Below are 517 nucleotides of genomic sequence, written 5' to 3'. Positions count from 1 at the left end.
GTGCGGCACGTTCGGGGGGATGAAGAGGAAGTCCCCGGCCTCGTTGATGACCGACTGCTTCAGGCCCGGTCCGTAGCGGGTCTCCACCCGGCCCTCCAGCAGGTAGACGGCGCTCTCATAGCCGGAATGGGTATGCGGCTCCGCTGCAGCACCCGGCGGGATCACGACCAGGTTCATGGACAAGCCCTCGGCCCCCGCCGTGTCGCCGGAGATGCCGACGAACTGGGGCAGGCGCTGTTTGGAGACGATCTCCTCCGGCGCCGAGACCACAACGATGGTTTGCTCGCCGGCGTTGGCTGGCGTTGCCGCGGCGGTGTCGGCGGCCTCCTGGTGGTCATGGGCCGGGGCCGTTCCGGCGCCGACGGCCAGCGGCAGGGCGAGCACGATGCTGAGCCGCACCGCACGATGACCGAATGATGGGAATGCGCGATGTTGCATGGTGGCTTACCTGGTCGGATGGCAGACCCTGTCGAGGGTCAGTCTAGGATTTTTGTCGCTGCTCGCCCGCGCCTCACCG

Annotated in this window: 1 protein-coding gene; it reads right to left on the bottom strand. The window is 67.9% G+C overall.

The annotated features are described in order from the left end of the window. The coding region (locus tag CKO42_RS26900) for a cupin domain-containing protein (RefSeq protein ID WP_200252971.1) at window positions 1-438 on the bottom strand (438 nt) is incomplete at its 3' end. Window positions 439-517: the final 79 nt, after the last annotated feature.

Source organism: Lamprobacter modestohalophilus, assembly GCF_016583905.1.
GTDB classification, from domain to species: domain Bacteria; phylum Pseudomonadota; class Gammaproteobacteria; order Chromatiales; family Chromatiaceae; genus Lamprobacter; species Lamprobacter modestohalophilus.
This window is presented reverse-complemented; position numbering and strand designations above follow the sequence as displayed.